The following is an 18,486-nucleotide window of genomic DNA, read 5'->3' as shown; positions in this document are numbered from 1 at the left end:
CCGGGTGGATTTCGCGGTCGGGCGGAAGCGGAGGTGACATGCTCCAGGGGTGGCACGGCTGGGTCGGCACGTTCACTGGCGTGGCACTCATCACGGTGGCCGTACTGCCGTTGGCCGCGCTGGCGGTGTGGGCTCTGGCCCGTCGTCGGAGTGCCACCGGCACCACGTCGGCGTGGCGGATGTCGCTGGCCGAGGTCGGCATCGTCTACGGGACGGTGCCGTGGGTATGGATGATCATGTTGCCGGGCGCCCAGGCCGGCGCCGTCCCCGGTCGGGTGAGCCTGGTACCGCTGAAGGATCTGCTCACAGTCGTCGCCGGCGAGCCGCTGACGGTGACCGTTCAGGTCGTCGGCAACCTGCTGGTGTTCGCGGCGCTAGGGGTCTTCGCCCCGCTACGGTTCGCGGCGCTGGCGTCGGTACCGCGGATCCTGGCGCTCGCGGCAGGCTGCTCGGTCCTGGTCGAGACCGCGCAGTACGTCCTGCGGCTGGACCGGGTGTCCTCCGTGGACGACGTACTGCTCAACACCGCCGGTGCCGGGCTGGCCGCGCTGGCGTCGCGCCGCTGGTGGCGCACTACGGCCGGGTCAGCGTGGTGCGGTTGACCCCGTCGGCGACCGGCGCGAGCATCCGCGCGGGGCGGACGATCTCCTTGCCGCCGATGTTCGCCGCGTCCGTCGAGGGAGCGCCGGGCTCCACCGCCCGGCGCCCCCTCATCGTCGTCAACCAGCTTCCGGCACCCAGAGGAAGATCCAGGCCTCGCCCGAGGACAGCCCGTCCGCGGTCCTGCTGCGGACGTACAGGAAGTACGCGTCGGAGATCTCCGGCGTGATGGTCACCTGTGCGGTACCGTCCGCGCCGGCGGGGACGGTGGTCTCCTCGCCGTCGTTGAGTCGGTAGGTGTACTCGACGACGTTCTCCATGTTCGGAGCGAAGGTGAGCCGACGTGGCGTACCGGCTGGCGCCTCGGGGTCGGCGTCGGTGATCGTCGGCGCGGTGTAGCGAACGGAGAACCGGTAGCTGGTTGCCTCGGAGAAGTTCCCGGCCCGGTCGACGCTGTACACGGAAAGCGTGCGCGGCCCGTCCTGTACCGGCGCGTAGCTGACGGTAGCCGACCGGCCCGATGCGTCGACCGGGACGAACCGCGAGCTCAAGCCACTTTCGCCGTAGCTGAAGCCCGCCAGGTCGTCGGAGTCGGAGTCGGAGGTGAAAGTGAAGCTGCCCGGGATGCCGGGTCCACCAGTGGCCGGACCGTCCCAGCCGGCCGGGTAGTCGATGGAGGAGACGGTCGGGGCGGCCGGGGCCACCGTGTCGATGGTGAATCGGCACTCCGGCGACCAGTTTGAGCTGTCGTACTGGTCAGACGCCCGTACCGAGAAGGCGTAGGTGTTGCCGTGGGTGAGCCCGCCCCGCGGGAGTCGGTAGACGTACTGGGCCGGGCTGGATTGACCGTCGAGGGTCGCCTCCGTTCGCTCAGCCGGCCGGTCGATCGGCCATAAAGCGAAGGTCGCCGCCACAGCGTCGCCGCCTCCGGTCTCGTTGACGTCCGGGTCGGAGACATTGGCCCGGAGTGTCGGCCCGGTGTTACGGATGGTCAGCGACGTATCGCACGTCGCGCCATCGACGGTGAGCTGGTCCGGAACGTTCGGTGGCGTGTTGTGGTCCAGCGAGATGCCGACGTTCTTGATCCAGCGGCCGTAGTGCTTGTTCTCCTCGTGGTCGCCGGCGATGCGGGCCATCAGGGTGAGCTGGTCCTGCCCATCAGCCACCGCTTGGCGGACCGCTTCGCTGATCATCACGCCGATGAAGCTGCTGCCACAGGGCAGGTTGGGATAGGCGACGTCTGCCACCTTCTCCCGTACTGCCGGAGCAGTGTTCCAGGTCGGGGCGCTTACGGCCGGGTCGGTCCGCCACAGCTCGATCTCACGGGGCTTGTCGCAGTCGTTGACCGCCGTCTCCCCGGTGATGGCGCGGGCCGAGACGATTCGCTGCCCCCGGTAGGGCGTCAGGTCGAAAGTGAAGTATGCCCGGGCAGTGTGCTTGTCCCCGTCGGCTTCCCACGTGCCCACAGGGACGGTGCCCTCCGAGGGGGAGAAGGAACTGGACGGCTGCCGGACGTCGGTCCACGTCACGCTGGTTGGGGTGACGTAGTCGACCACGGCCGCCGCTGGTTGCCCGGTCGCGGCCACCAAGCTGCCCGTGGCCAGTAGGAGAGCGCCGGCCGTCATGGCCACCTGGCGCGCCGAGCCTCTGTGCCGAATCGACATGAAGCCTCCAAGCGACGTGCGGAAAGATGTGATGATCTTAAACTTGTCGAGCAATGGGAAGCGGTGGGTTTTCGGGTCGTGCCCGGGACGCGGACGAGGTCCGCCGCTGCTCAGGCCGCCGGCGCCAGGGCTGTCGCTCGGGCAGTCCGCGGTCTACGCCCACAGAACGGCGCCCGGGCCGGTGGAGCGGACGACATACATGATCTTGCGTGGTGTGCGCGGTGTGTGCTCTCCGGCGGATGCCAACCCGGGTCAACCGGTGCCAGCGCGGTTCACCGTGGCGCACCGCCGGTCGCAACCGGGGTTCGTGTGTTCCGGATTTGGTCCTGGGCTGGGCGAACAGGGGTCCTGCTGACGTGGGCGAACGTGGGCCACTCTCTGCCACCCCGGGTGAACGCGCAGGTCGCTAGACTGGGCACTCGCGCCCTCGTAGCTCAGGGGATAGAGCATCGGTTTCCTAAGACGGTTCTCAATATTCAGTCGCAGGTAGTTAACCTGCGGCTTTCTTTTTTCTTCTCTTGGCTGCTGGTCGCAGCGGCGTTTTTCTGTGCTCGCTGGTTGGAGGTTTACAGGCGGGGAACTCCCACATCGATCACCCCGTTACCTTTTTGATTGTCCCCAGCCGGGGACTCCTTGGTCGCCCGGCCCGGTATGACGAGCTCTGTCTGGGCGCCGCGGTGCCGTTCACGCTCACCGCGACGGACGCGAGGTGATGTAGGGGCGCGGCGAGCCCGAACCGCTTCCCCCTGAAGCTGTCCGTGCCGCCTGTCGAATGTTGGCTGCCGGATGCCCGGCAGCCACCACCCGACATCACGGCGGCCCGGCCGCATGCCGGAGCCATTGCCGGGGTTCCGCGTTAGATCTGGCGCGCGTCGGCCTGAGGCGCAGTACTAAGATCCCGGCGTCACGCAGTTCGCCGAGCTTCCGGAGCAGTCTGCGTCCGCCGGCTGGCGATGGTCCGCAGGAAGCCCCACGAATCCAGGGAGATACCGATGTCGGAGCCTGAGCCCGTTCAGGACGCCCACGCCGAGGATGCCGCCACGCCAACCACGGCCGAGACCGAGACCGAGACCGACGAGCCTGCCGTTTACGAAAATCGGGCTGCCCGACGCGGGAAGGGCAAGGTCGCCTCGCCTCAACACCATGGAAAGGGTCAGCGCCTCGACGGCCGGGGCTCGGTCCAGAGCCCGCGCCAGTGGGGCAACCGCCGAAGCGGCTGATCCGCGGATGCTTTGATATCGGGCCTGATGCGGTCGGTGCTCGTTGTAATGCGTGACGTATTCGGCCAGGGTCGTCAGCAAGTGCCGGGGGTGATCCGTCGAGGCACTCGTGCCGTACCGTGCGCACCCGTCTCTCCGCGTACGCGTTGGCCTCGGCGCTTGCGGCGGGGTGCGCAGGATGTCGATGCCTTCAGAGGCAAGAACGCGGGCGCGCACTTCGCGTCGCGGTCACGGATGATCACTGCCTATGGCGCCCCTCGCATCCAAGGGCGAGCGCTACCCTTCCACCGCTCGCTTGAGCGCCACGACATGGGCCGCGGGCTACCGACGTGACACCCGTGAACCAAAGCCGGAGAGGCCATCACGATGAGCAAGCCCATCGATTACGACGCACCGCGCCGACCGGCCGTTGACGTTGAAGACGACAGCCTGGAGGAACTCAAGGCGCGCGGCGCGGCGCCGCAGTCAGCGAGAGTCGACCTCGACGAGGCCGAGGCCGCCGAGAACTTCGAGCTGCCCGGCGCGGACCTGTCCGGCGAGGAACTGACCGTGGCGGTCGTGCCAATGCAGCCGGACGAGTTTCGATGCGCGCGCTGCTACCTGGTGCACCACCGCAGCCAGCTCGCCGCGCGGGCCGACGGCCGGGACGTCTGCCAGGAGTGCTCCTGACGTCCGCTGTCAGGCCACCACTTCCCGCCACTCCGGACGCCCACCCCGCCATGCGTCGGCGAGGATCTCTGCCGACGCCCGACCCGGACAGGGGTGGAGCTTCGACCGACCTGCGATGCCGCCGGTCTGTGCCTCTACCTCCCATCGCTGGCCATCGGTGCGGATGTAGACGTCGCGACGCCCCCGCAGACTCCGGTCCCCGTTCCACCAGTGACGCTCGATTCTCACCTGCTGACCGTATAGCATGCTTGCGGAAAGACGAACCATAATGATCTTGGGAAGACCCGTTCCATCACCGGCGCCGAGACGGGCGGCGCCTACACCGTGCGCTGTTGCACTGGGGCGGCCACCCCGACCGGGTCACACGATGGGTGCGGCGGTCGCGGGTCGCGGCAACACCCTCGACGGGGACACGTTGATCGGGATGGCCGACGCGACAACGTGCGTGGGCAAGGCCGAGCGGCGGTCTACCGCCACCGCCCGACCTGGTGGTCCAGTCGTGGAGACGTGCTGATCCACCTGCACAGGACGTCGGTACCTGCGACGCGTTGAACCGATACGGGTGGTAGCCCTTACCGACTGGGCTCCGATGCGTCGTGATGCCGAACGAGTCGTCGGCTTCCGGTCGGCGTTACCTCGACACGGAACGGGGTGCGCAGGCGGGTCATCGCAGCCGAACTTACGTCGACGGCAGGGATGTGGTCGAAAGCCGCAGTTGCTCCCGGTGCTTCACGGAACAAATTCGAGTCATGCGCGGTTACATCAGTCAAGAGCTGCTCCAAGTTTGCGCGCCAACGCGCGAGCCACCCGCTCGCACATGCAAGCCGGGTGCGGAAAATGAGCGGGGCGGATCCGGCCGCTCGCCGGGGGCGTTGGATCCGTTTCGCTCGGCCCGTCGAACCCTAACCCAGAAAGCCATCGTGTACGGCCTGGGCCGGGGTGCGGGTAGATTGATCAACCAGTCCGCCGGTTTTCGGACCACGGCCTGCCTCTGATGTCGACCACCACGTGCCGCGACCGATCGGTCAGCGCCGTGCAGGGCGACCCCTTTCACGTTCGGAGACTCCCATGGTGGCACGCCGCCCCAGCAAGACACCCCTTGTCACACCCACCTCCTTCGCCGACCTTGGCGTGCCCGGCCACCTGGTCGCCGCGCTCGAGCAGGCGGGCATCAGCACGCCATTCCCGATCCAGGCCGCGACGCTCCCGGATTCACTCGCCGGACGCGACGTGCTGGGTCGTGGCAGGACGGGATCGGGCAAGACATACGCCTTCGCTCTCCCGGTCCTCGCCCGGCTCTCGGCCGCCACGTCTCTGCGGCTGCCCGGCCGCCCGCGCTCGCTCATTCTGGCGCCCACTCGCGAGCTGGCGACCCAGATCGAAGCGACGATCGCACCGCTGGCCACCGCGCTGTCGCTGCGGACCCTGACGATCTTCGGTGGGGTGAACGCGCGGCCGCAGGTCGGTGCACTGCGTGCCGGGGTCGATATCCTCATCGCCTGTCCCGGCCGGCTCGCCGACCACGTTTCGAACGGCCACGCGATCCTCGACGCCGTCGAGGTCACGGTGCTCGACGAGGCGGACCACATGGCCGACCTGGGCTTCCTGCCGGTCGTACGGCGACTCCTCGACAAGACACCGCCCCGCTCCCAGCGGCTGCTGTTCTCGGCGACGCTCGACGCGGGCGTCGACGTCCTCGTGCGGCGGTACCTCTCCAACCCAGTCACCCACAGCGTCGACTCCGCGATGTCCCCGGTCGCCGCGATGACCCACCACGTGCTCCGGGTGCGTCACGATGACCGGCTCCCCGTCCTGATCGACCTGACGGCCGCCCCGGGGCGAACGCTCGTATTCACCCGCACCAAGCGGGGCGCCAAGAAGCTGACCAGTCAACTGGTCGCCTCGGGGGTGCCCGCCGTGGAACTGCACGGCAACCTGGCGCAGAACGCCCGCACCCGCAATCTGGCAGCGTTCTCCGCCGGCGACGCCCGCACGCTCGTCGCGACCGACATCGCGGCGCGCGGAATCCACGTCGACGACGTAGCTCTCGTGATCCACGCCGACCCGCCCGCCGAGCACAAGGCATACCTGCACCGCTCGGGGCGGACCGCGCGTGCCGGAGCGAGCGGCACCGTCGTCACCCTGATGACCGACGATCAGGTCACCGACGTGCGCGACCTCACCCGCCAGGCCGGCATCAACCCGACGATCACCCGGCTTGGCCCCGGTGACTCGCTGCTCACCGAACTCGCCCCGGGTGAGCGTCGCTTCGTGACGCCTCCCGTAGCGACGACGGCGCCACATCACGGACGAGGCCACAGCGCCACGCGGCGCCCGGATCCGCGCACAGCGACGGGCGGATCGACCGCCAGCGCAACGCGCGGGGGAGGCTCCGAAAGTCGTCGGGCGAGCGCCGCGGAAACCACGTCAGCGACACGGGGCGCGGCGGCGTTCTCTTCCGGCGCGCGGGTTGGTAGCCGGCGCGGTCAGCGCTGACAGCGAAGACACCGCGCGGCGCGCCCGTGCTAGCCTCACCGGGTTGCAACCTTCGGTTTGTCGCATACTTTGCCAGCGCCTGGTGGGTATCTAACCCGCCAGGCGCTTTTTGTCCTGCCGGTTCTTCCGGACCAGCAGCGGCGGCAACCGAGGGCCCGTACGTGGCTCCATCCGCTACTCAAAGGAGAAGACATGGCACTCGGCACAGTCAAGTGGTTCAACGCGGACAAGGGCTTCGGCTTCATCGCACAGGATGGTGGCGGCGCTGACGTCTTCGCCCACTTCTCGGCCATCTCATCGAGCGGGTTCCGCAGCCTGGAAGAGAACCAGCGGGTCGAGTTCGACGTCGAGCAGGGCCAGAAGGGCCTTCAGGCCGCCAACATCCGCCTGGTCTGACGTTGACTCCGCCAAGCCGTGGGCGACGAGCCTCGCCCGTCGCCACGGCGGTGGCTGAGACCACGGACCGGCGAATGCCGGTCCGTTCCGACACCGCGGTCCTTCCTGGCCTCAAACCGCTGGTGTTGCAAGCGCTGTCCGCCCCCGAGTACGCGGCCGGGACCGCCAGCATCGACCGGCTCCGGCTGGCCCCGGTGCCGCTGGTGCCGGAGGTGCGACTGGTCATGGCCGAGGACGCGATCGTCCTCTGGGCACGACTGGAAGCCGAGGCGGGCCACGTCCTCCCGCCGCCGTTCTGGGCGTCGGCCTGGACCGGCGGGCAGGGTCTCGCGCGTTACATCCTCGATCACCCGGACACCGTGGCCGGTTGCCATGTCCTCGACGTCGCATCCGGCTCCGGACTGGTCGCTATCGCCGCGGCGATAGCCGGCGCCGCCGGGGTCACCGCCAACGACATCGACCCCTACTCGATCGCGGCAATCAACGCCAACGCCCACGCCAACGGCGTCGAGTTGACCCTGTCGTCGAGTGACCTGCTTGACGGCGACGTTGACGGCGTGGATGTGGTGTTGGCCGGTGACGCGCTCTACCACCCGTCTGTGGCGGCCCGGATGCTGCCGTTCCTCGCCCGCGTCGTGGCGAAGGGCGCTCGGGTCCTTGTTGGCGATCCGGACCGGGGCCACCTGGCCCATGACTGGCTGGAGCGGGTGGCGACGTACGAGGTGCCGATGAGCGGCGCTCCGGAAGACGCGCAGCTTCACCTGACGAGCGTGCTCAAGCCACGACGCGACAAGGTGGACGACCGGCGGGGCCGGGCCACACGCACCACTGGTCGGCGAGGGCTTTGCGGTCTACGAGAACCAGGGTGGAGGTGTTGCGTTCGGCGATCACGGCGCAGGCCACGACGGTCTTGCCGGAGCCCGGTGGAGCGACCAGAATCCCGTCGTCGTGGGCGAGAAGCGCGCCGACCGCGTTGGCCTGCTTGCCGGTGAGTTCGGCGGTGAATGCGGTGTCGATCTCGGTCCCGGAGTTTCGTGCGTCCCTGACGGCCGGCCGCGACCCGGCGTGCTCAACGCCCTGATCCTCGCCTACGGCGACCGGATCACCATCTAACAACCTCGATCACACCACAGGCCCAAACACGGAAATCGACATACTCCCACCCCCGGTCCCGTCGGCCGCTCCATCCTGCCCACCAAGATCAAGCGGAGTCGTATGGCGACTCGGGGTGTGGTCCTGGCTGGGAGAACAGGGGTCCGGCTGACGTGGGCGAACGCGGGCCACTCCCTGCCACCCCGGGTGAACGCGCAGGTCGCTAGACTGGGCACTCGCGCCCTCGTAGCTCAGGGGATAGAGCATCGGTTTCCTAAGACGTTGCTCAATCTGTGTCTGCAGGCAAATTGCGTGCGGGTTCCTATTCCGTTGTCCTATTTGTGGGTCGCACGCGCCCGTTGCTGTGCTCGATTGCTGAAGATCAGCAGAACAGACGTAAGTCCTGCTCAAGTCGTGCTTCGGTCGGTCCGACGCGTCCTCGCCGGGAGCTAGCGAAGTTGCCGTACAGTCAGGTCAGCGGGATCTGCCTCATCGTGGTTCGGGTGGCTGCGTAGATGAAGGGTGGCGGCTCGGCGAGGCAGCGCTCGATATCGCGCCAGCGATTCATCACGACCTCCAACTGGCCGAAGACGCTGCCCGCGTCGGCGGCTGTCAGGGCGACCATCCTGGCTCGGTGCTCTCGCACGGCGGCGATCTCCAGTCGGTGCTCCTGGATGTGGCGGTCCCGGGTGATGATCAGCCAGCCTCGGCTCGCGACCTGCGGGATCCACTCCGAGTCCTTCACTGCGGGCGAGGCGATGAGGCACGGCGGGCGTTGGCGTTTGTGGATGACCGTGCCGGGGTCGCCGGGATAGGTGACGTCGGAGCGGAGTCCGGCGAGGACGCGCGCGAGGCCGAGGAGGTCGGCATCGATGTAGAACCGGACCTCGGCAGGCTTGATCCTGCTCACGCCGCGCGTTGGGAGTTCTCGTACGCCAGCGCCCACCGCACATCGGGCACGTCGAGCTGGTACGTCTCGGCGATCTCCTCGACGTCCAGCCCTGCCTCGTCCTGCTCCCAGAGCACCTCGGTGCTGATTCCCTTGATCGACGGCCGACCGAACCGGACATCCGGCAGGATCCGTACCGGGGACTGTGGGTTGGGGTCCGGTCGCCAGCCAGCGGCGACGTCGCCGTCCCAGGTGACCCGCTCGACGAAGGCCGCCGACGGAGGAGTGAGCAGCAGCTGATTGCCGACTGCGGCCACCAGGCAGTACTCCGGGTCGAGACCGGCCTCGGCCTGGGCTTGCAGCACAAGTTTCTTGCCGGCGACGTAGGGTCGGCGGTCGGCGAGAGGGTAGGGCACCCCGAACTGCTCGCGGAGCAGGTCGATGAACGCGCGCAACTCGACCATCGGCACCCGGTGGGTACGGCGGTACTCCCGCAACAGCCCGGCCTCGACGAACTCGGCCCACGTCACCGAACGGGCGCCGCGCGGCTCCGTGCGGAGCACAGGTTTGTGTCTGCGCCCCTTTCGCTCGTCGCCCTCCAGCCAGTAGTGCAGCGTCGACTGCGCCACCCGCAGCAGCCGGGCAGCCTCCGCCTCCGAGAAGACCTCACGCTCCAGGACGCTCACCACAACGTCAGTCTCCCACGCGTCGACTTTTCCGTGGGTCATGACAGTCGGCCCCCGTGCGGTGCGTTCATGTCCGGGTGAAGCTGAGTGCCCGGTATCCGGGCATGCGGCGTTGGAGTGAGGCGGCGAGGATGGGTGAGGCTGGGTCGTGGTAGTCGTGGACCTCGGCGACGTCCTTGCCGGGAGCGGCGCGAATGACGCGGCCGGCGCACTGGACGAGTAGGCCGTCGTAGGAGATCGGGCCGGCGAGGAAGAGGGTGTCGAGGGCGGGGGCATCGAAGCCTTCACCGATGAACGGTGTGGTGCCGATGACGAGTAGGCCCTCACCGGCCTTGGCGCCGTCGAGCCGGTCAACGACGCTTCGCCGTTCGCTGGTACTCATCGCGCCTTGGAGCACGAGCGCCTGATGTCCGCGTGCGGCGAGCAGAGCGGTAAGAGCCTCGACGTGAGCGACCCGTCGGGTCAGGACGAGACAGTTGCGACCGTGTGTCAGGGCTACGGCGACATCATCGGCGATCTGGGTGTTGCGGGGCTCGTCGAGGGCCAGCCTTCGGTGCACCTCGGCGAGCGCGCCGGGCGCGTCCAGGTCGATGTCGCCGGGCTGGAATGTGGTCTCGTGGATGTGCAGCGTTCGACGGGGTCCGGCGTCGGCGTGCATCGCTGCCGCGAGGGTGTCTTGTTCCTCGTCGCTAAGGGTGTGGCGGATGGGTCCGAGTTGCCAGGTGACGAGTTGGCCGAGGCCGTCGCGTCGGGTGGGGGTGGCGGTGAGTCCGAGCCAGAACTGCGCGCCGATCCGTTTGACCGAGTGCTCGTACGCGGCGGCGCCGAGGTGGTGGCATTCGTCGACGATGACGTGCCCGTACCCCTGGGTCAGGGTGGCGACGTCGTCGCGCCGCGCCAGGGAGGGCAGCAGCGCGATGTCCACCGTGCCGGTGAGTTTGCGTCGGCCGCCGCCGAGTTGGCCGGGTCGGATGTCGAGGAACTGTTCGATGCGGATGCGCCACTGGTCGGCGAGGGCTTTGCGGTCGACGAGAACCAGGGTGGAGGTGTTGCGTTCGGCGATCACGGCGCAGGCCATGACGGTCTTGCCGGAGCCTGGCGGGGCAACCAGAATCCCGTCGTCGTGGGCGAGAAGTGCGCCGACCGCGTTGGCCTGCTTGCCGGTGAGTTCGGCGGTGAACGTGCCGTCGATCTCGGTCCCGGAGTTGCGTGCGTTCGTGACGGCCAGCCGCGACCCGGCGCGTTCGACGATGGCGGCGATGGTGTGCCGCAGGCCCCGCGGGAGGACCAGGTGATCATCGAGGGTGAGGTCGTAGCCCTGGATGAAGCGTGGGGTGTCCCAGGTGGACTTGCGTAGTCGCTGCAGCTCGTAGAACTTCGGGTTGACCATGGCAGCGGCGTGCTTGAACGTCGCCAGTGCGGCGGGGGTGAGCTGGGTGGCGTCGATGCTCAGCCCGGCACCTGCCTCCGCGCAGACCACCGGAGGTAGCGGAGGGTGGACCTGGGTCGCGGTGGACCTGCTCATCGTGGCGACGTCGGCACCGGTGACGGCTTGCTTGGCCTGCCGGGCGACGTGTTCGGCGTCGCCGGGGCTGAGTCGGTCCAGCGTCGACAGAAACGCCCACTGGTCTGCGTACGGCTCGAGCGTGCCGAGGTCGAGGAAGGTGGTCAGTCCGTCCTTGCGGCGCCGGCCCTGCAGCGGCGCGGCGATGAGGTTGCCGAAGCCGCCCTCGGGCAGAACGTCCTGGTTGGGGAAGAGCCGGTCGTACGACCGCAGATCCATCGACCCGCGCAGCACCATCGCCTCGCGGAGAAAGGCGGTGCCGACGGCCCGCGCGGTGGCCGCAGCAACAGCGCCAGTGAAGAAGATCCACACGTGGGCGCCGCGACCTGACTGGGAGATCTCCAACGCGGCCGGCACCGCGCTGGCCCGTGCCGCCTTCACGTACGCGAGGGCGTCGAGCATCGCCGTCGGCCCGTCGAAGTCGGCCACAACGAAGTGGCAGGTGTTGCCGGCCATCAGCGGGTACAGGCCGATGAACACGTCGCCGACGAGATGCGCCGCGACGACCTCCGGCGTGCGGGGCAGGTAGGTGGCACCCCGCCGGTCCATACCCTTACGCCAACCGCCGGCGACCGCGGGCATCCACCCGGCAGCACCGGTACGGGCGTTCTCCCACCGCACGGCGTACAGGTCGGCCCGAGCCCGGAACCGGTCGGCGAACAGCGCCAGCTTGTCCCGAGTCGGCGAAGCCATGGTGACCAGCCCCGGCGGCTCAACCGGCACGGACAACTGCTCCGGCGCCACGGTCGTGTCCTGGCCGCGCAGCTCCAGCAGACGTGCCAGCCGGGCGTTCTCGGCCCGTAACCGCTCCACCTCCCGCCGGAGATCGACGAATTTGGCCACCGAACCCATGCCGACCATCTTCGCGCATCGGACGTCGAGCACCCCGACATCGGTCCGATATCCTCCGCCGATGGCATCGAAGGGAAACGCCGCGCTGGAGGCGATGATCGAGGACGCCACGGTCGACGCGTACGGCGACGACGAGCAACTCACCGGCCTGTTCACCATGATTGAAGAGCATTTGGCGGTGCCGTTCACCACCACGGTCCTCGGTGTCGAGGTCACCGTGAGCAAGATCGACCTGACCGCGGACAGCATCGTCGCGGTCTGCGCCCGAGGCTGCCACCGGCAGAGGATCGACCTCCTCGACCTGCCGCTACCCACCCCCGCGCCCGACGGCGCCGCGTGGATCGACGCCTACCGGCACTGGGCCGGAAGGTAGGCCACGGTGAGCGAGTACCAGTACTACGAATTCACCGCGGTCGACCGGCCTCTTACCAGCCGGGAGCGGGCCGAGCTGCGGTCGCTGTCCACCCGGGCCGACATCACCGCCACCAGCTTCGTCAACACCTACGAGTGGGGCGACTTCAAGGGCGACCCCCGCAAGCTGATGGAACGATACTTCGACGCGCACCTGTACCTGGCGAACTGGGGCACCCGCCAGCTCATGCTGCGGCTACCGAAACACGTGCTCGACCCCGCCACGGTGGCCCAGTACTGCCAGGGTGACAGCACGTCCGCGTGGACCGCCGGCAAGCACGTCATCATCGACCTCCACGACGAGGACGAGGACGGCACCGACGAGTGGGATCTCGACGGCCACGGTCTACTCACCTCGATCATCCCGGTCCGGGCCAGCCTTGCCGCCGGCGACCTGCGCCTGCTGTACCTGGCCTGGCTCCGCTGCGTACAGTCCGAGGAGATCGCCGACGACGAGCCCGAACCACCCGTCCCCGCCGGGCTGGGCACCCTCGACGCGCCCCTCACCGCCGTCGCCGAGTTCCTGCGCATCGATCCCGACCTGATCGCGGCTGCGGCGGCCGGGTCGGCGCCGGCCGCCTCCGGTGAACCGACCGCTACGCAACTACGCGCCTGGGTCGTCGGGCTGCCCGCCAGAGACAAGGACGCCATCCTGACCGACCTGGTCACCGGCGGCGACAGCCACCTACGCAGCCAACTGCTGCGCCGGTACCGCGACGCACACCGCACCGATACCCCCACCCCGGCAGCCGCCCGCAACGCCGGCGAACTACTCGCCACCGGCGCGGACCTGCGCGCCGAACGGGAACGCCGCGACGCCGAGCAGCGCGAACGCGACCGGGTTCGCCGGGAACGGTCCGCCGCAGCGGCCCGGCAACGGCACCTCGACACCCTCGCGGTCGACCAACCCGCCGCCTGGCAGCGGGCCCACGAACTCATCGCCACAAAGAAACCCCGCGAGTACGACACCGCCGTTCAACTCCTCGTCGACCTGCGCGATCTCGGCGAACGCGACGGAGACATCACATCGTTCCGACACCGGCTGGCCGAGCTACGGGCGGTGCACGCCTGCAAGCCCAGCCTGCTCGAACGCCTCAACCTCGCAGGCCTCGACAGCTGAACAGCCTGCCCGCGGACCGATGGCCTCACCGCAGTCGACTGCTGCCTCGATACCGCCGTCATGCCGTCGTCCTCTCTCTCATGTGGGTCCGTCGGATGACGCATGGTTCGCCGCCCGGTGACCATCACCAGAGGCGCGTAAGATCGTGGACCGCGCGGCGTGCCGGCGCGACGCCCCGGACAACCGATGCCAACCGCAGCAGACCTCCCGGATGGCGGAGGCGTTCCACGGCGAACGCAAGACCGACGCCCACGACGCCTACGTCATCGCCCAGACCCTGCGCATGCGCGACGACCTACCGACACTCACCCTCGCAGACGGCGTGCAGCAGCTGAAGCTGCTCGTCTCCCGCCGCCTCGACCTGGTCGCCGACCGCGTCCGCATCACCGCCCGCATCACCGTCCGCATCCAGGACCTGCTGACCATGATCAGTCCCGCCCTGGGGAAGACGCTGAACCTGCGCAGCAGAGGTGCGCTCCGGCTCCTCGCGCAGTGGCAGACCCCCGCAGGGCTACGCCGCGCCGGCGAAGCCCGCATCCTGGCCTACCTGCGCCAGCACGGCGTCCGAGCCGCCAAGGCGCTGACCGCCAAGGCCCTCGCCGCCGCACGGACGCAGACCGTCGCCGTCGCGGGTGAGGCCACCGCGGCCGGGATCGTGGCGGAGATGGCCACCGACCTGGAAGCGGTCAACGACCGCATCACCGCCATCGAGGAAACCCTCGCCAGCGTCGTCGCGGACCACGAGTTGGGCGAGATCGTCACCAGTCTGCCCGGCATCGGCACCACCCTCGCCGCCGAGTTCCTCGCCCACGCCGGCACCCTTACCACCTACCCGAGCGCTGCGGCGCTCGCCGCGCACGCGGGGCTCGCGCCGATCTCCCGCGACTCCGGCCGCAGGCAGGGGCACCAGGTTCGGCCCCACCGCTACCACCGCGGCCTACGCCGGGTGTTCAGCATGTCCAGCTTCACCGCCCTGTCCCACTGCCCCCGATCACGCGCCTACTACGACAAGAAAAGAGCCGAAGGAAAGACCCACCGCCAAGCCACCGCCGCCCTCTCCAGACAACGCCTCAACGTCCTCTGGGCCTGCATCCGCGACAAGACCCCCTACCAGGCAAAACAGCCAAGGTCGGGAGAGCTGGCGCCATGCAAACTCGCGTAGAGACTCCGCTTGCCGAAGATCAGCAGAACAGGCGTAAGTCCTGCTCAAGCCATGCTTCGGTTGGTCCGCCGTGTGCTTGCCGAGATCCGGCGAAGCTGTCGCGCTGCTTCAGTCTGCGGTGCCGCAAGAGCTTGGGCCAGCAGCGTGGCGCATTTGGCTGGCGCTACGCCGACGGCGCCCGCGAGGAGCACCTGACGCGATTCAGGTCGCCGACCGGTGGCACCTTTTGAGGAACCTCAGCGACGCGCGAGAAGGTCGTTCGGGGGCATCGCCGGTGCCACGAACCGCACGCGACCGACGCCTGTGACCGCAGTCCGGGTGTCATCGGCCCGGCGCATCATCGCCTGGATCGTGCGTCCCGGCCACAAGCTCACCGACGTACCGAAGCCGACCAGCGGGAACCCGACGAGCGGCGAGTGTCGGTCGGGGATCAGCGTGGCCGCGGCGAGGCCGCAGGCCGCGGCCATGGCGCTGAGGCGAGGTCACGGCGCCCCCAGGCTGCCGATCACCATGTGGGAGACATAGTGGCGGTGGCAACCGTGCGCCCGGTGCCGTCGTGTGCGGTAACCGTCGGCGGCCGGCGAGAGCCCGAGACCACGATCAGGTGACCGTGGTACGGGACGGGTAGGTGGCGGCCGTTGACATGCAGTTCTGCGACCCCATGGCCGACGAGCACCGCCGACCCGCGCACCCATCGCGTGCCCCCGGCAGCAGGGGGTCGCCGCCGCGCACGACGCCAGCGCTCCCACTCACCGCCACCTGGTACGGCGCGAGGTCGTCGCGGGCCCGCTCGAACTCTTCTGCAGTGGGGTCTTCGTCGTCCGACGATCCGCCGCCGCCGAGCGTTCGCCAGGCTCCGTGGTTGTCGACGGCCAGCAGGTGCGTCTCGTCCCAGTAACAGCCAACGCCTCGGCGCAGGAACCGTGTGGCGGCGACGTTGCCGTCCACGTCGACCGCGACCGGACCGAAACGACGGCGCCGACTCAACCGCACGGGGCCGTCCGGCAACCCTGAAATGATCAGGCGCAGGCTCTCGGCCAGGGCGTCGTACGCCACCCGCCGACCGTACCCGAGCCGAGGCACGGATCGATCACCTACGGGCCGGATCGGTCCCGGTTTCCGGGCGTGGTCGATCCGGCCCGGATCGTGTCATGCTGCACGGACCCCGACGGGAGGACGACGATGGCTGCTGGCGATGCCGTACAGGTGCGGCCAGCGCGAGGGGCGCTGCGACCGCTGGTGTCCGGGGCGACGCTGGTCGCGGTCCTGGCGTTGCTGTTCGGGCTGCCGTGGTGGACGTTGACGGTGGCGGCGCGGTGGCCGGCGCCGGTGGTGGCCACGGGCACGAGCGTGTTCGTCGTCGCGCTGGTCGCGTTCCCCGTCCTGATGTATCTCGGGCACGGCCGCCGGCGGCTGGACGCGGCGGCCCGCGCCGGGGACACCCTCCTTGGCCTGGTCTGGATCCTGTTCGTCTGGGCGCTGATCGGCAACGTGGCCCGGCTCCCGCTCGCCGCGGCGGGAGTCGCGGATCCGGTGCGGTCCCGGACCGTGGCGGTCGGTGCGGCGGTCGTCTCGGTCGTCCTGGCCGTCTGGGGGTACGCCGAGGCGATGCGGGTGCCCCGGGTCCGGCGGGTGGACGTCACCGTCGACCGGCTCGGCGCCGGTCTCGACGGGGTCCGGGTGGTGCTTCTGACGGACACCCACTACGGCCCGATCGACCGGGCCCGCTGGTCCGCCCGGACCATTGAGGTGGTCAACGGGTTGGCCGCCGACATCGTCTGCCACACCGGCGATATCGCCGACGGTACGGTCGACCAGCGCCGGGCGCAGGCCGCGCCGCTGGGCGCCGTCCGGGCCCGGCTGGCCCGGGTTTATGTGACGGGCAACCACGAGTACTACGGCGAGGCGCAGGGCTGGGTCGAGCACATGCGGGACCTCGGCTGGGAGCCGCTGCACAACCGGCACCTCGTGGTGGAGCGGGACGGCGCCCGGCTCGTCGTCGCCGGGGTGGACGATGTGACCGCCGCCTCGTCTGGCGTGGCCGGTCACCGGGCCGACCACGCCGCGGCGCTCGCCGGCACCGACTCGCGGCTGCCCGTGCTGCTGCTGGCTCACCAGCCCAAGCAGATCGGCGACGCGGTGGCGGCCGGCGTCGACCTGCAGCTGTCCGGGCACACCCACGGCGGCCAGATGTGGCCGTTCCACTACCTGGTCCGGCTCGACCAGCCGGTCGTGCAGGGCCTCAGCCGGCACGGCCGGACCCAGCTCTACACGAGTCGGGGGACCGGTTTCTGGGGTCCGCCGTTCCGGATCTTCGCACCGAGCGAGATCACCCTGCTCACCCTCCGGGCGGGGTAGCCCCGACCGGGCCTACACCTACCACCCCCACCTGAACGTGACGGGATCTCCCCCGGTCAGCGTCGCTGGCTATCCCCCGGGGGGTGTTACAGATCTTGAAAAGCTAGGTTGAGCCGGTTTCGAGGGCCAGACCGGTGTGGGCAAGAAAGCCGTCGAGTAGGTCGGGGCGGTACTGGATGCGCTTGAGCCGGTTCTTGATGATCGCGAGGAGATGGTCGATGCCGGTGACGGCGAGGTTGCCGATGCTGCGTTTGAGGTGTGACCACACCTGCTCGGTGGGGTTGAGGTCCGGGGCGTAGGCGGGCAGCCGGATCACGGTCAGCCAGTCCCGAGCCGCGATCAACGCCCGCATGGCGGCGCTGATGTGGGTGTTGAGGTTGTCCCAGACCAGGACGATCGGGCCGCCGAGTTGCTGGTGGGCGGCGTCGAGCAGGGCGATGTAGTCGGCTTCGGCGAAGCTGCGCCGTTCACCCTTGCGGCCGCGGTGGGTGATGGTGCGGTAGATCAACCGGGAACGTCGGCCGGGTTTGTAGCAGGTCAGACCGGCGATGGAGATCCGGCCGGAGCCCTTGCCCGACACCGGCACGACCGGCGTGTGGCCGCGTCGGCCCCAGGTGCGGGCTTTCGGTGGGCGCAGCGCCTGACCGGCTTCGTCTTCGCAGACGATCCACGCCCTGCGCTGCGCCGCTACCGTTTTCCCGCCGGCCACACCTCCCGCCGCCACGTCACCACCGCACCCTCGTCCCGCTCCACCGGCCGATGCTTCGGGACCTGCACCGACCAACCGATGCGGTGCAGCAGATACGACGTACCGCGCAGCGTGTACCGGGAGTGGAACAGCCGAGCGATCAGATCCGACACCCGCGCCAGAGTCCACCGCTGATCATCACCGAACCCGTGCGCGGCCGGCCCCTGCTCCAACGCTTCGGCCAGCCGCCGCAGCCGGGGCTCGTCGAGGCGGCACCGGGAACCACCAGGCCCCTTTGACGCCAGGGCGTCCTCACCGCCGGCCCGCCACTGCTGCCGCCAGCCGTACACGGCGGTCTGCGACACCCGCAACCGGGACGCGATCTCCGGCACCGACACACCCTCGGCGAACCACCCGGCCGCCTGCCGCCGCACCGCCTCACGCTTCACCCGCCCCCGCGTGGACAGACCACCACCATCGGGATACCTCATACCACCAGCCCTACCCAGAACCGGCGAGACCACACATCACAGTGGACCAAGCTGGCCATTCAAGATCTGTAATCGAGCTTATGTCCACCGGCGGGAGCCGACAGCTCAGGGTCGCTTCGCGGGGTGGT

Annotated in this window: 18 protein-coding genes and 2 pseudogenes; 9 read left to right on the top strand and 11 right to left on the bottom strand. The window is 69.3% G+C overall.

Annotation, left to right across the window (positions count from 1 at the left end):
• Window positions 1-80: 80 nt before the first annotated feature.
• Window positions 81-602, top strand: coding sequence for a VanZ family protein (locus tag GA0074692_RS22025; protein ID WP_245730413.1), 522 nt, complete (start codon window positions 81-83; stop codon window positions 600-602).
• Here GA0074692_RS22025 and GA0074692_RS34910 read toward each other — a convergent pair.
• Window positions 574-714 (bottom strand): hypothetical protein, encoded by a 141-nt coding sequence (locus GA0074692_RS34910; RefSeq protein WP_176738543.1) that lies wholly within the window; start codon window positions 712-714, stop codon window positions 574-576. The two genes, GA0074692_RS22025 and GA0074692_RS34910, sit on opposite strands and share 29 nt — an antisense overlap.
• A gap of 5 nt (window positions 715-719) precedes the next feature.
• Window positions 720-2,264: a hypothetical protein gene (locus tag GA0074692_RS22020; protein WP_141725374.1), complete on the bottom strand. Its 1,545-nt coding sequence runs from the start codon at window positions 2,262-2,264 to the stop codon at window positions 720-722.
• 1,586 nt (window positions 2,265-3,850) lie between these two features.
• Between GA0074692_RS22020 and GA0074692_RS22015 the strand changes: the two genes are divergently transcribed.
• The gene (locus tag GA0074692_RS22015; protein WP_091647041.1) at window positions 3,851-4,153 is read left to right on the top strand and encodes a DUF4193 domain-containing protein; all 303 of its coding nucleotides are present in this window, start codon (window positions 3,851-3,853) and stop codon (window positions 4,151-4,153) included.
• Between the two features lie 9 nt (window positions 4,154-4,162).
• Here GA0074692_RS22015 and GA0074692_RS22010 read toward each other — a convergent pair whose 3' ends face one another.
• Window positions 4,163-4,381, bottom strand: a complete 219-nt coding sequence (locus tag GA0074692_RS22010) for a hypothetical protein (RefSeq protein ID WP_091653921.1) — start codon at window positions 4,379-4,381, stop codon at window positions 4,163-4,165.
• Between the two features lie 840 nt (window positions 4,382-5,221).
• Between GA0074692_RS22010 and GA0074692_RS22005 the strand changes: the two genes are divergently transcribed.
• From GA0074692_RS22005 to GA0074692_RS21995, 3 genes and pseudogenes are all read left to right on the top strand, one after another.
• A complete protein-coding gene (locus GA0074692_RS22005; RefSeq protein ID WP_091647040.1) occupies window positions 5,222-6,649 on the top strand; it encodes a DEAD/DEAH box helicase in 1,428 nt (475 codons plus the stop codon).
• A gap of 192 nt (window positions 6,650-6,841) precedes the next feature.
• On the top strand, window positions 6,842-7,045 hold the full coding sequence (locus GA0074692_RS22000) for a cold-shock protein (RefSeq protein WP_091456013.1): 204 nt from the start codon (window positions 6,842-6,844) through the stop codon (window positions 7,043-7,045).
• Window positions 7,046-7,119: 74 nt separating this feature from the next.
• A pseudogene (locus GA0074692_RS21995) lies at window positions 7,120-7,827 on the top strand (class I SAM-dependent methyltransferase); the annotation flags it as partial.
• Here GA0074692_RS21995 and GA0074692_RS36735 read toward each other — a convergent pair.
• From GA0074692_RS36735 to GA0074692_RS21975, 4 genes are all read right to left on the bottom strand, one after another.
• Window positions 7,820-8,161, bottom strand: a complete 342-nt coding sequence (locus GA0074692_RS36735) for a DEAD/DEAH box helicase family protein (RefSeq protein WP_091647039.1) — start codon at window positions 8,159-8,161, stop codon at window positions 7,820-7,822. The pseudogene GA0074692_RS21995 and the gene GA0074692_RS36735 sit on opposite strands and share 8 nt — an antisense overlap.
• Before the next feature lie 445 nt (window positions 8,162-8,606).
• The gene (locus GA0074692_RS21985) at window positions 8,607-9,047 is read right to left on the bottom strand and encodes a PIN-like domain-containing protein (protein ID WP_091647038.1); all 441 of its coding nucleotides are present in this window, start codon (window positions 9,045-9,047) and stop codon (window positions 8,607-8,609) included.
• Window positions 9,044-9,712, bottom strand: a complete 669-nt coding sequence (locus tag GA0074692_RS21980) for a DUF433 domain-containing protein (protein ID WP_176738542.1) — start codon at window positions 9,710-9,712, stop codon at window positions 9,044-9,046. The genes GA0074692_RS21985 and GA0074692_RS21980 overlap by 4 nt, the downstream gene beginning before the upstream one ends.
• Window positions 9,713-9,779: 67 nt before the next feature.
• A complete protein-coding gene (locus tag GA0074692_RS21975; protein ID WP_245730412.1) occupies window positions 9,780-12,161 on the bottom strand; it encodes a DEAD/DEAH box helicase in 2,382 nt (793 codons plus the stop codon).
• Window positions 12,162-12,189: 28 nt separating this feature from the next.
• Between GA0074692_RS21975 and GA0074692_RS21970 the strand changes: the two genes are divergently transcribed.
• From GA0074692_RS21970 to GA0074692_RS21960, 3 genes and pseudogenes are all read left to right on the top strand, one after another.
• On the top strand, window positions 12,190-12,501 hold the full coding sequence (locus GA0074692_RS21970; RefSeq protein ID WP_091647036.1) for a hypothetical protein: 312 nt from the start codon (window positions 12,190-12,192) through the stop codon (window positions 12,499-12,501).
• 6 nt (window positions 12,502-12,507) lie between these two features.
• Window positions 12,508-13,659: a hypothetical protein gene (locus tag GA0074692_RS21965; protein WP_091647035.1), complete on the top strand. Its 1,152-nt coding sequence runs from the start codon at window positions 12,508-12,510 to the stop codon at window positions 13,657-13,659.
• A gap of 202 nt (window positions 13,660-13,861) precedes the next feature.
• Window positions 13,862-14,821 (top strand): annotated as a pseudogene (locus GA0074692_RS21960) (transposase); the annotation flags it as partial.
• 236 nt (window positions 14,822-15,057) lie between these two features.
• Here GA0074692_RS21960 and GA0074692_RS34905 read toward each other — a convergent pair.
• The gene (locus tag GA0074692_RS34905) at window positions 15,058-15,288 is read right to left on the bottom strand and encodes a hypothetical protein (protein WP_176738541.1); all 231 of its coding nucleotides are present in this window, start codon (window positions 15,286-15,288) and stop codon (window positions 15,058-15,060) included.
• A 133-nt stretch (window positions 15,289-15,421) separates the two neighbouring features.
• The gene (locus GA0074692_RS21955) at window positions 15,422-15,877 is read right to left on the bottom strand and encodes a hypothetical protein (protein WP_091647034.1); all 456 of its coding nucleotides are present in this window, start codon (window positions 15,875-15,877) and stop codon (window positions 15,422-15,424) included.
• Window positions 15,878-16,003: 126 nt separating this feature from the next.
• Here GA0074692_RS21955 and GA0074692_RS21950 point away from each other — a divergent pair, with 126 nt between their 5' ends.
• A complete protein-coding gene (locus tag GA0074692_RS21950; RefSeq protein WP_091647033.1) occupies window positions 16,004-17,179 on the top strand; it encodes a metallophosphoesterase in 1,176 nt (391 codons plus the stop codon).
• 103 nt (window positions 17,180-17,282) lie between these two features.
• On the opposite strand, the gene GA0074692_RS21945 is transcribed toward GA0074692_RS21950, so the two are convergent.
• Both GA0074692_RS21945 and GA0074692_RS21940 read right to left on the bottom strand, forming a co-directional pair.
• Window positions 17,283-17,888: an IS630 family transposase gene (locus GA0074692_RS21945; protein WP_176738725.1), complete on the bottom strand. Its 606-nt coding sequence runs from the start codon at window positions 17,886-17,888 to the stop codon at window positions 17,283-17,285.
• Complete coding sequence (locus GA0074692_RS21940) at window positions 17,867-18,358, bottom strand: winged helix-turn-helix domain-containing protein (RefSeq protein ID WP_176738540.1); 492 nt, start codon at window positions 18,356-18,358, stop codon at window positions 17,867-17,869. The genes GA0074692_RS21945 and GA0074692_RS21940 overlap by 22 nt, the downstream gene beginning before the upstream one ends.
• Between the last annotated feature and the right edge of the window lie 128 nt (window positions 18,359-18,486).

This window comes from Micromonospora pallida, from assembly GCF_900090325.1.
GTDB lineage: Bacteria > Actinomycetota > Actinomycetes > Mycobacteriales > Micromonosporaceae > Micromonospora > Micromonospora pallida.
Note: the sequence above shows the minus strand (reverse complement) of the source record. Positions and strands in the feature narration are given on the sequence as shown.

Excerpts from the sequence above, each read along its gene's own strand:
- GA0074692_RS34910 (WP_176738543.1), bottom strand. The coding sequence starts at position 714 with ATGAGGGGGCGCCGGGCGGTGGAGCCCGGCGCTCCCTCGACGGACGCG.
- GA0074692_RS22020 (WP_141725374.1), bottom strand. The coding sequence starts at position 2,264 with ATGTCGATTCGGCACAGAGGCTCGGCGCGCCAGGTGGCCATGACGGCC.
- GA0074692_RS22015 (WP_091647041.1), top strand. The coding sequence starts at position 3,851 with ATGAGCAAGCCCATCGATTACGACGCACCGCGCCGACCGGCCGTTGAC.
- GA0074692_RS22005 (WP_091647040.1), top strand. The coding sequence starts at position 5,222 with ATGGTGGCACGCCGCCCCAGCAAGACACCCCTTGTCACACCCACCTCC.
- GA0074692_RS22000 (WP_091456013.1), top strand. The coding sequence starts at position 6,842 with ATGGCACTCGGCACAGTCAAGTGGTTCAACGCGGACAAGGGCTTCGGC.
- GA0074692_RS21970 (WP_091647036.1), top strand. The coding sequence starts at position 12,190 with ATGGCATCGAAGGGAAACGCCGCGCTGGAGGCGATGATCGAGGACGCC.
- GA0074692_RS34905 (WP_176738541.1), bottom strand. The coding sequence starts at position 15,288 with ATGGCCGCGGCCTGCGGCCTCGCCGCGGCCACGCTGATCCCCGACCGA.
- GA0074692_RS21950 (WP_091647033.1), top strand. The coding sequence starts at position 16,004 with ATGGCTGCTGGCGATGCCGTACAGGTGCGGCCAGCGCGAGGGGCGCTG.
- GA0074692_RS21940 (WP_176738540.1), bottom strand. The coding sequence starts at position 18,358 with ATGAGGTATCCCGATGGTGGTGGTCTGTCCACGCGGGGGCGGGTGAAG.